The organism is Niastella yeongjuensis (genome assembly GCF_900110245.1).
In the GTDB taxonomy this organism is placed as follows: Bacteria; Bacteroidota; Bacteroidia; order Chitinophagales; family Chitinophagaceae; genus Niastella; species Niastella yeongjuensis.
Map to the genome: position 1 here is coordinate 47,179 of NZ_FOCZ01000005.1, position 10,171 is coordinate 57,349.

Here is a 10,171-nt window from a genome sequence, read left to right on the forward strand (position 1 = left end):
TATCTACGTAACCGTTCTCGATAACGTTCTCATTGATAGTACGGCAAAAAAAGGCAGCTTCCTGAGCTGTTCCAGACAAAAAAATGTAAACTTGAAAAATAATTTTACTCCACAAAATAGGTTGCCATGAAAAAATCGCTGTTGTTATTACTGTTTGGTATTGCTCTCCTTTCCTTTACAAAGCATCGTAAGAAGGTAAACATCTTTTCCATTGGTGATTCCACGATGTGCGACTTCAGTGAAAAGTATTTATCACAATTTGGCGGACCTGATTACCCCATTCGTGGATGGATGCAGATGGCTCCTCAATTTTTTACCGGTGACGTTGCCATTCATAATGCAGCGCAAAGCGGCAGAAGCACCAAAAGCTTTCGTGATGAAGGCTGGTGGAAGAAAGTGATCGACAGCGTTCAGCCCGATGATTATGTTTTTATCATGTTTGGCGCCAATGATCAAAAACCCGATTCTGCCCGCCATACCGACCCCGCCACTACCTATCGGCAGAACCTGATGAATTACGTCAATGAAACAAGGGCCAAAGGAGCCCACCCCATATTGTTTACCTCTATCGTAAGAAGGATCTTTGATAAAAACGGTAAGCTCACAGATACATTCGGCGATTATATCGATACGGTACGCGCGGTTGCAAAGGAGATGAATGTTCCACTGGTGGATCTGTACAAAAAAACCTGGGACCTGGTGCAAAGCTATGGGCCTGAGGATTCGAAAAAGTTGTTTCTATATATACAACCAGGACTGTTCACCAAACTGCCCGATGGAAAGAAAGACAATACACACTTAAACATGGAAGGCGCCACCAAAGTGGCTGAACTGGCTGTACAAGGCATTAAAGAATTGGAGCTGCCGCTGGCCCGCTATATAAAGTAAGCAATGGAAATTTTTAAACCCACCCCTACCCCTCCCAGGAGGATTAAAAAAACGGGTCTTATTGACCCGGTTTTTTTATTAAGATCATACCTGAGGCGGGGTCGAGGGTAATTCCTTTTTCGAATGTGCTTCCTGAGAGCGTTTGCCAGGCGCCAGCTGGTAAAGCTACCTGCGCTTTTTCGGTTGAAGAAGGATTCACGAGTACCAGTCCCTTTTCATACAGGCGCATCCAGGCGCCATTACCGGCAGAGCGGGCTTCCTCCAGCGGCTGGCCAGGATCGAGATCCATTTCAGCCCGGTAAAAAAATCCTTTGTAGGATGAGGTTGGATGATAACTGACCATTGCCAGCAGGCTCTGCGGACCACGGCAAAGCAGGTAATTGGCCAGCACCCATGTTGTTTGTTCTTTTGAAGCAGTTTCGGGGGAACCATTCAATTGGTTGATGGTCACATAAAGCTTGTAAGGTAACACTCTTTTCAAAAAATGAAACTTTTTCAGCCAGTCGCCACCGGTAACATTAATACCACGGTGGGTGAATCCGGTTTCATCGAGCCACATATCAACGGCATCTACAGCTTTTTGTATTACTTCAGATGAAGCAGACTTAAAGGTAATATTGCCTACCAGTGTTACGCCTGCTGCATGCAGGCGGACTTTTACATACCGGAGCCAGTCGATGGCGTTGTTATAATAAGCCTCGTCATTTTTTTTGCCAGTATATAATTGCTGCCATTGTCCATTCAGAAAGTGTCCCACACCTTTGGGCCCATTACTCAGGTCTATGTTATCCAGCGCAATCATGCGATAACCCTGCTGCACGGCAGGCATTATAAATTCATTAAAATAGTATTCCCGCACCTCGGGGTTGGTTATATCCAGCGGCGTTAAACCGCCATAATCGTAAATAAACCCATAGGCAGGTGTAACCCGGTCTTCTTTATAGATGATCCAATCGGGATGCTGTTGCTGGTACCAGGTGATTGTTCGTGTTTTATCGGGATTTCGAAAAGCAGGAAAGTAACGGCTTGCCACAACGCCAGTGGGCAGGGTGGGCGATTTTGCGCCCCAAACAAAATACACTTTGGCGGCATGTTGGGTATATACCTGTCTGTCGGTTATTCCGCTTTCAAATACCTGCGCCAGGGCTATGCCAGTAAGGGGTACAGCTGGCAAAAGCGTGCCTGGTATACTATCTGTCTGCAGTGGCGCCTGGTAATAAACGGCGGCACCCCGACAGGAATGTCGGGGCACCGGATAGTTTACTGCAACTGACACAAGAAGCATCAGGCAACTACTGATATGCACATGCGGCCTCATACGGTATACTGTTTATGCAAGTCGCCGGTAAGCAAAGCGGCTGACGCATCATCCAAATAGAATGAGCAGTCGGAATGCAATTGCAGGATACTTGCCGGAAAAATATTGCTTACCTCATTTTCAAGGCTATTCTTTACAGCTTCTGCCTTCCGGCTATCGGGTACAGAGCAAATAATATGCTTCGATTTCATGATCTGTTTAACCGACATGCTGATCGCCTGCGCAGGAACATCATTCACCGAAGGGAACCATCCTTCTGCAAATTGCTGGTGGCGGCATTTTTCTTCCAGGTCAACAATGATATACGGCTCTTCTGTAACAAAATTGGCCGGCGGATCATTAAAAGCCAGGTGGCCGTTTTCTCCAATACCTACCAGAGCAACATCGATGGGACAGGCACTGATGGCTTCGTTCAATCGTTTACATTCCTGCAGCGGATCGCCTTCGCCATTGATCAGCCAGCTTGTTTTCAACGGGGTCACCTGATCGAGAAATCTTTCTTTCAGGTATTTTCTGAAGCTGGCGGGCGCAGTTACAGGCAGCCCGATGTATTCATCGAGGTGGAACATGACTACCCTGCCCCAGTCGATATCTTTTTCAGCAATAAGTTGCTTCAGCGTTTCAAACTGGCTGGTGCCGGTAGCCAAAATAATATTGGCCTGATCTTTTTCGGCAATAGCCTTACGGATAAGGGCAGCAGCGGCCCTTCCCGCAGCCTGGCCCAATTCCTGCGGGTTAGTTGATTGTATAATTTTCATTTGATTATTTTTAAAAAACTGGTGATCAGTAATCGCTGTTGTAACCGAAGGTATCTATACCCGTCATCCACTTTCCGTTTGAAAAGTCGGGAAACTCAACCGGGTAGCCCCCCTTCTCGATAGATAATTCAGACAAGGGCACAACCGCACTTAGTGAAGCGGATTCATATACATCTATCGGAACCCGAACGCCTCTTTTGATAGATTCAATGAAAGCATTCTGCACAAAGTAATCCATACCGCCGTGCCCACGTCCGGATTTAGCGGCTTCTGTGCCATGCTTTTTATACAGTTCATGATCGTATTGTTTCAGGTATTCATCTGCCTGTTCCCATTCGTGTAGTTTCGGACTTTTGCCATCAATGTAAATGCCGTTATTGATGTCCATCCAAAGGCCTTTGGTGCCCTGTACCCGGAAACCGCATGAATAGGGTCTTGGCAAACTGGTATCATGCGACAGTACAATGCTTTCGCCATTATTGGTTTTAATAATGGTGGTAACCACATCACCCAGGTTGAAATTGATCTTCCCAACAGGCAGGTCTTTGCCGCCATTATCTACAACATATTCATGCAGGCCTCTTGATTTCGAGGCAAAGGAGGAAAGTGTTACAAACCGGTTGCCAAACTGGTTATTTACCATTTTAGAGATGGGGCCGATACCGTGCGTGGGATACAGGTCGCCATTGCGTTTAATAGAATGCTCTGTTCGCCAACGTGCTCTTGAATAGGCTTCTTTACCATACAGCAGACCGCCGCCATCCGGTTGTTTGCCATTGTTGAATCTGGCAGCGCGCAGATCGTGCTGATATCCTCCTTCCAAATGCACCAGTTCACCAAATGCACCCTGCCGCACCATGTTCAGGATGGCCATGATATCGCGGCGGTAGCATACATTTTCAAGCATCATGTATTGCATGCCGGTTTTTTCACTGGTTTTTACTACGTCCCAATGGTCCTGCAGGGTAATACCCATGATCACTTCACAAGCCACGTGTTTTCCGGCATTCATGGCATCGATGGCCATGGGCGCATGCCATTCCCAGGGAGTAGCAATGAATACGGCGTCGATGTCTTTTCTTGCCAGCAGATCGCGGTAAGCATATTCCCCTTTACTGTATACCTGGGGTGCTGGTTTATTGAGTTTTTTACATAATGCCAGTGCCTTGTTCACCATATCCTCATCTATATCGCAAATGGCGGGCACTTCCACATCGTCGCGTAACAGCAACAGGTTCAGGTGCAGTTCACCCCGCTGTCCTACGCCTATTACACCCAACCGCAATTTTTCTTTTATCATACCGGCCTTTACACCTGGCATTAAAAACATACCGGCAGAGGTCAATGCAACGGATTTGATGAAGTGTCTTCTTTCAATTGGCTTGCTCATATGGGGGGTGTTGATTACAAATCAAATGTATAGACTATGCAGTACGATTTTCATTTTTCCGGCAAATAAAACAGCGAGAGCGTTTTCGATAACGTTATCATACATTTAATGCCCCCGAAAAAGGATCGTCATTTTAATTATCGATATTTTGCAAGCTACCTGGTCATAAATCACGATTCCGCATGCCAAAAAACAATACAATAACTGCCGTTGCCGCCCTCACCAAAAGCCAAACCTTTGTTTCGCTGCTTATCATTGGGGTGTTGTTCTTTATATTCGGCTTTGTTACATGGGTTAATTCTATTTTAATCCCTTATTTCAAGATCGCCTGTGAGTTGTCTAATTTTCAATCGTACCTGGTAGCTTTTGCCTTTTACATCTCCTACTTCATTATGTCGGTGCCATCTTCCTTTCTGTTAAAAAAGATGGGCTTTAAAAAAGGAATGATGGCCGGCTTCTGGATCATGGCTGCTGGCGCCTTTATTTTCATTCCGGCAGCATTAACAAGAGCGTATGAAGTGTTTTTGCTGGGGCTTTTTTCTATAGGCATCGGTCTTGCCATATTACAAACGGCGGCCAATCCTTACATTACCATCCTGGGTGCTCCGGAAAGAGCTGCCCAGCGCATCAGCATGATGGGTATTTGTAACAAAGGAGCCGGCATCATTGCGCCGTTGCTTTTTGCCGCGGTGGTATTAAAGTCAACTGACAGCCATCTGTTCAAACAACTACCGCTTATGCAAGAGGCCGAAAGGGAAGCCGCATTGACCGAACTGATCAGAAGAGTGATACTACCGTATACGGTAGTAGGAATAATTTTATTGGGACTGGGACTGGTGGTACGGTTCTCACCATTGCCTGAGATCGATACCGAGCATGAAAACGATGCAGTGGCCATCGCTAATTCCGACAAAACCAGTATATTTCAATTCCCGCACCTGATACTGGGCGCTTTTGCCATTTTTTTACATGTGGGCACCCAGATCATTGCCATAGATACCATCATTGGCTATGCCAATTCCATGCACATTCATTTGTTGGAAGCCAAGGCATTTCCATCCTATACGTTGTTCGCTACTATTTGCGGTTATATTTTGGGCATTATTGTCATCCCCCGCTATATCACCCAGCTCAATGCACTGCGGTTTTGTACTTTATTGGGCATTCTTTTTACGATACTGATCGTTTTTTTTAAAGGAGAGACCACCTTCCTGGGACATACAACAGATATTTCCATCTGGTTTGTGGTATTGCTTGGCCTGGCCAATTCACTGATCTGGGCGGGCATCTGGCCGCTGGCACTGGATGGGTTGGGCAGGTTTACGAAACTGGGTGCCTCTGTGATGATCATGGGATTGTGCGGTAATGCGGTGCTGCCGCTGGTGTATGGTTATTTTGCCGATCTGTATTCGTTGCGATCAGCTTATTGGGTGTTATTGCCCTGCTATTTATATCTTGTATTTTACGCTTTTAAAGGTTACCAGGTGCGCAAATGGACACTTACTTAATTTAAACAGTTTTTATCATGAATGAACGGCCCTTAAAAATATGCCATGCAAACATCATTACGCCTCATCGCATCATCCCCAACGGATGCCTGCTGATACAGGGAACCAGTATTGCGGCTGTTGCTGCGCATGATATAGAAATTACCGATGCCGACATAATAGATGCAGCTGGCAAATATGTTGCTCCGGGTTTTATAGACATCCATGTACATGGCGGTGGCGGGTTCGATTTTATGGATGCAACGGAAGAAGCCTTCCTGGCGATCGCTGAAACCCATGCCCGGTACGGTACTACTGCATTAAGCCCCACTACACTTACCGGTACGCAACAGCACCTGTTGCACACGCTGGAGGTATATGAACAGGCAAATAAAAACAACCATAAAGGGGCCAGCTTTATTGGTATGCACCTGGAAGGCCCTTATTTTTCCATAAACCAGCGAGGTGCACAGGATCCGCGGTATATACGCAATCCCGATCCAAAAGAATACATGGATGTGGTGTCACGCTCCACTGCCGTAAAACGATGGAGCGCTGCGCCGGAATTACCGGGCGCTATCGCCTTTGGTCAATACCTCAGGGCGCACAATATATTGGTATCACTGGCGCATACTGATGCCATCTATGAAGAAGTACTGGAAGCCTATGAAAATGGATATACACTGGCTACACACCTGTATTCTTCCATGTTGGGTGTTACCCGCCGCAACGCCATACGGTATGCCGGCGCTGTTGAAGCTGCTTTCCTGTTAGATGGGATGGATGTGGAGATCATAGCCGATGGCATTCACCTGCCTGCGCCTTTGTTAAAGCTGGTATATAAGATCAAAGGCGCTGATAAAACTGCATTGATCACTGATGCCATGCGGGCTGCCGGAACCAACCACACAGAAAGTGTACTCGGCCATCCGGAAACGGGGTTAAAAGTAATTATTGAGGATGGGGTAGCTAAACTTCCCGACAGAAGCTCGTTTGCCGGCAGTATTGCCACCGCAGATCAATTGGTACGCAATATGATCACGCTTGCCGATGTGCCTTTGGCAGATGCCGTTAAAATGATGTCCCTGACACCCGCCACTATTATGGGCATAGCAAACAAAAAAGGATTACTGGCGCCCGGCAAAGATGCCGATATCGTGATCTTCGATAAAGACATTACCATACATAACACTATTATCATGGGTAACCCCGTATACAACAGGCCTGCCGGTATTGCCTGATCAGCGGCGGGTAGATTCCCGTTCAATAAGTCTGCACGGCAGTATTACCTCCTCAGGAATAAAATTCTTTTTGGTGATATGCTTCAATAGCAATTCGCAGCTCTTTTTGCCTATGTCAAATGCAGGTTCGGCAATAGTGCTGAGTGTGGGTGAAATGATCGTAGAGATGGGATCGTTTGTAAAACCTATTACCCCTATTTCACTGCCAATGGCAATACCTCTTTTCTTAAGGGCCTGCATGGCGCCCACGGCTTTGCGATCGTTGCTGGCAAAGATGGCATCGGGCATGTCGGCCGACTGCAGCAGATGGTTTACATCCCCTTCCCCACTCTCCTGCGAAAAACCGGAGTACACAATCCATTCCTCCCGAACCGGGTACTGGTACTTTTCCAGTACCGACAGGTATCCCTGTACCCTTTTTTCAGTAAGGATCAATCCACGCGGGCCTGTTATATGCGCAATGTTGCGGTATCCGTTCTTTACCAGGTGTTCGGTGGCTTCCACGGCGCCATTGAAATCGTCCTGCATTACTTTTGAGGTAACGACCTCTTTGGCAACCCGGTCGAAGAAGACCACAGGAATTCCCATGTCGATCAATTCCTGAAAATGAACACTGGATAAAGACGATGTTGATACCAGCAACCCATCGAGGCTGCTCACGGAGAGGTTTTCAATAATGGATAATTCCCGCTCTTCAGAATCGTTGGTGAGGTACAGGGTGATATTAAATCCATTTTCGTAGGCAATTTCCTGGATGCCGGTAATTACGGTGCTAAAATAATAATTGGTTATAAAGGGCAATACGATGCCAATGTTATGCGTGCTTCCTTTGGCCAGCCCTGTTGCATTAAAATTGGGTTTATAATTCAGTTGCCGTGCCATGTCAAGTACTTTTTGTCTTGTTTCGGCATTCACATCATATGTATCGCGCAGCGCACGTGACACGGTGGCTACTGAAATATTCAGCATTTTGGCAATATCCTTAATGGTAACACTACGGTTCTGCATAAGTTACAACAAGTTAACGATAAAGTTAAACTAATCCTCCATTCCGGTAACGTTCTCGCTATTAAATCCGTACCGGCTGTGCCATTACACATCCCGATGATCTAAATTGCTAAAAGGACATCCAACAAGTGAAAGAAAAACATCGAAAATGAGCAACCCTATTTCCCGTCGCAGTTTTGTAAGAACAGGTACCACCTTTATTTCCGGCGCCCTACTGTTAAACAGTATTCCTGTAATAGGAAAAACAAGAGGGATGGATATGCTTCGGGTGGGTCTTATTGGCGCTGGCAACCGGGGAGCTGGTATTGCACACCTGATCAAAAAACTTCCCGGCATTTCCATTACTGCTGTATGCGATGTGATGGAAGACAATCTGCAGAAAGGACTTGCGCTCGCCGCGGACGGGGCTAAGCCCTATTCTGTTTATCAAAGATTACTCGAAGACAGGGACCTTGACGCGGTGATCATCGCAACGCCCCTTCATCTCCACTACCAGATGACAATCGATGCCCTGGATGCGGGCAAACATGTGTACGTTGAAAAAACCATGACCTATAACATTGAACAGGCGCTGGCATTGGTAAAGAAAGTGAACAGCGGCCGTTTGGTGGTACAGGTAGGGCATCAGTACCGGTATTATGCCTTGTATCACCGGATAAAAGAGGTGCTTACCCAAAAATGGGCTGGCACTATTACGCATTTCGAATGCCAGTACCACCGTAATTCCGACTGGCGCGTGCCGGTAAAGGACCCTGCGCTTGAACGGCAGGTGAACTGGCGGATGTACAAACAGTATTCAGGCGGGTTGATGGCGGAACTGTGCGCGCACCAGATCGATATCGTAAACTGGATGCTCGACAGCCATCCACTTAAAGTTACCGGTATGGGTGGTATCGATTTTTGGAAAGACGGCCGGGACACTTATGATAATGTACGAACCGTTTTTGTTTATCCCAATGGTATCAAGGCGAACGTTTCTTCCATCCTTACCAATGCTTACAATGGATATTGCATCCGCATATTGGGCACCAGGGCTACCATAGAAATACAACGGGAGAAAGCATTTATTTATGAAGAACCGAAAAAAAGTGAACTGGGAACGGTTGACGGAGTTACCGGAGCTACCGTTAAGGCCCGCACGCAAGGGGAAGCAGTGCCGATAGATTTCTTTTATCCCGATCGTGAACAACGCGATCCTACTTCCTACGCGCTGCTCAGTTTTGCAGATTGTATCCGCACCGGTAAAAAGCCGGCTTCAAATGTTGAAACCGGCCGCAATGCAGCCATTGCAGTACATATGGCTAACAAGGCAATGGCGGGTGAACGTTTTGAGGAATGGAAACCATCCTATTCGAAATAAAAATGCGATTGCCGTAATAAAAAAAGTAGAGGCTGGAAAACTCCAACCTCTACTTTTTTATTATTCCATTTTTGATAAATACTCTTTTAAATTAAACTCGGGATTAGGATTTTCGTTGTATTCCCTGGTTATCACTTGCTGAGATAGAAAGAGATCGTACCCTATCTGCAAACTTCCTAATTCGTTAAATTCCCTAACTAATAGACTTTCATTTTCCCAGCCTAAAACATCATTTATCTTTTTTAGCACAGCCGGAACTCTGTAATAGTTTAAATTATGTCGTTCCAAATTCCATACAAATGAATAGCTATCTATATCAAAAGACATAGGCAGCCAAATATCAGATTTTGTTGATAATGAAAAATATTGCTGAAATGTCCGAAAACCCTCTAAAGAAAATATATTAGAATACGTTTCTTCGCCCTCCTCTGTATAGATAATTGTATCACCTCTTATTCCAAACAAAAAACATTTATACAGAAAATTATCTGTCTCGATTAAAGTAACCAGATCCTCTACATTTTTATATTCCAGTTTACCTTCCTTACCTTCCAAAAATCTTGGAAGCAACATTTTGGATTCTATCAAAATGGACAATACTTTTTTTAGATCTGACAGAATCTCTGGATACGGTGGTGTGTCTTTGTCAATGTCATCTCCATACTTGTTGCTTTCAAAATACCAGCGTCCTCTATATTCTCCTGGCGTATAAAGTTTCATA

At 45.7% G+C, this 10,171-nt stretch carries 9 protein-coding genes; 4 read left to right on the forward strand and 5 right to left on the reverse strand.

The features are described from left to right. The first annotated feature begins 126 nt into the window (after nucleotides 1–126). A complete protein-coding gene (locus tag BMX95_RS14345; protein WP_081203139.1) occupies nucleotides 127–888 on the forward strand; it encodes a rhamnogalacturonan acetylesterase in 762 nt (253 codons plus the stop codon). 58 nt (nucleotides 889–946) lie between these two features. On the opposite strand, the gene BMX95_RS14350 is transcribed toward BMX95_RS14345, so the two are convergent. From BMX95_RS14350 to BMX95_RS14360, 3 genes are read right to left on the reverse strand one after another with little or no spacing between them, the layout of a single operon-like run. Beyond that, entirely contained in the window at nucleotides 947–2,206 is a 1,260-nt protein-coding gene (locus tag BMX95_RS14350) for an alpha-amylase family protein (RefSeq protein WP_081203140.1), read from the reverse strand. Beyond that, nucleotides 2,203–2,964: a glucosamine-6-phosphate deaminase gene (locus tag BMX95_RS14355; RefSeq protein ID WP_081203141.1), complete on the reverse strand. Its 762-nt coding sequence runs from the start codon at nucleotides 2,962–2,964 to the stop codon at nucleotides 2,203–2,205. Before BMX95_RS14355 ends, BMX95_RS14350 begins: the two co-directional genes overlap by 4 nt. 25 nt (nucleotides 2,965–2,989) lie before the next feature. Continuing rightward, a complete protein-coding gene (locus BMX95_RS14360) occupies nucleotides 2,990–4,354 on the reverse strand; it encodes a Gfo/Idh/MocA family protein (RefSeq protein ID WP_090519435.1) in 1,365 nt (454 codons plus the stop codon). 182 nt (nucleotides 4,355–4,536) lie between these two features. Between BMX95_RS14360 and BMX95_RS14365 the strand changes: the two genes are divergently transcribed. Continuing rightward, nucleotides 4,537–5,862: a sugar MFS transporter gene (locus BMX95_RS14365; protein WP_081203142.1), complete on the forward strand. Its 1,326-nt coding sequence runs from the start codon at nucleotides 4,537–4,539 to the stop codon at nucleotides 5,860–5,862. A 17-nt stretch (nucleotides 5,863–5,879) separates the two neighbouring features. Continuing rightward, nucleotides 5,880–7,082: an N-acetylglucosamine-6-phosphate deacetylase gene (gene nagA / locus BMX95_RS14370; RefSeq protein WP_081203143.1), complete on the forward strand. Its 1,203-nt coding sequence runs from the start codon at nucleotides 5,880–5,882 to the stop codon at nucleotides 7,080–7,082. On the opposite strand, the gene BMX95_RS14375 is transcribed toward nagA, so the two are convergent. Further along, complete coding sequence (locus BMX95_RS14375) at nucleotides 7,083–8,090, reverse strand: LacI family DNA-binding transcriptional regulator (RefSeq protein ID WP_081203144.1); 1,008 nt, start codon at nucleotides 8,088–8,090, stop codon at nucleotides 7,083–7,085. Nucleotides 8,091–8,238: 148 nt separating this feature from the next. Here BMX95_RS14375 and BMX95_RS14380 point away from each other — a divergent pair, with 148 nt between their 5' ends. Further along, nucleotides 8,239–9,450: a Gfo/Idh/MocA family protein gene (locus tag BMX95_RS14380; protein ID WP_081203145.1), complete on the forward strand. Its 1,212-nt coding sequence runs from the start codon at nucleotides 8,239–8,241 to the stop codon at nucleotides 9,448–9,450. Between the two features lie 60 nt (nucleotides 9,451–9,510). Here BMX95_RS14380 and BMX95_RS14385 read toward each other — a convergent pair whose 3' ends face one another. Next, complete coding sequence (locus BMX95_RS14385) at nucleotides 9,511–10,170, reverse strand: hypothetical protein (protein ID WP_081203146.1); 660 nt, start codon at nucleotides 10,168–10,170, stop codon at nucleotides 9,511–9,513. Nucleotide 10,171 lies beyond the last annotated feature (1 nt).

Bases quoted from the DNA above. Each gene is read 5' to 3' on its own strand.
- BMX95_RS14345 (WP_081203139.1), top strand. From the start codon at position 127: ATGAAAAAATCGCTGTTGTTATTACTGTTTGGTATTGCTCTCCTTTCC.
- BMX95_RS14350 (WP_081203140.1), bottom strand. From the start codon at position 2,206: ATGAGGCCGCATGTGCATATCAGTAGTTGCCTGATGCTTCTTGTGTCA.
- BMX95_RS14355 (WP_081203141.1), bottom strand. From the start codon at position 2,964: ATGAAAATTATACAATCAACTAACCCGCAGGAATTGGGCCAGGCTGCG.
- BMX95_RS14360 (WP_090519435.1), bottom strand. From the start codon at position 4,354: ATGAGCAAGCCAATTGAAAGAAGACACTTCATCAAATCCGTTGCATTG.
- BMX95_RS14365 (WP_081203142.1), top strand. From the start codon at position 4,537: ATGCCAAAAAACAATACAATAACTGCCGTTGCCGCCCTCACCAAAAGC.
- nagA (WP_081203143.1), top strand. From the start codon at position 5,880: ATGAATGAACGGCCCTTAAAAATATGCCATGCAAACATCATTACGCCT.
- BMX95_RS14375 (WP_081203144.1), bottom strand. From the start codon at position 8,090: ATGCAGAACCGTAGTGTTACCATTAAGGATATTGCCAAAATGCTGAAT.
- BMX95_RS14380 (WP_081203145.1), top strand. From the start codon at position 8,239: ATGAGCAACCCTATTTCCCGTCGCAGTTTTGTAAGAACAGGTACCACC.
- BMX95_RS14385 (WP_081203146.1), bottom strand. From the start codon at position 10,170: ATGAAACTTTATACGCCAGGAGAATATAGAGGACGCTGGTATTTTGAA.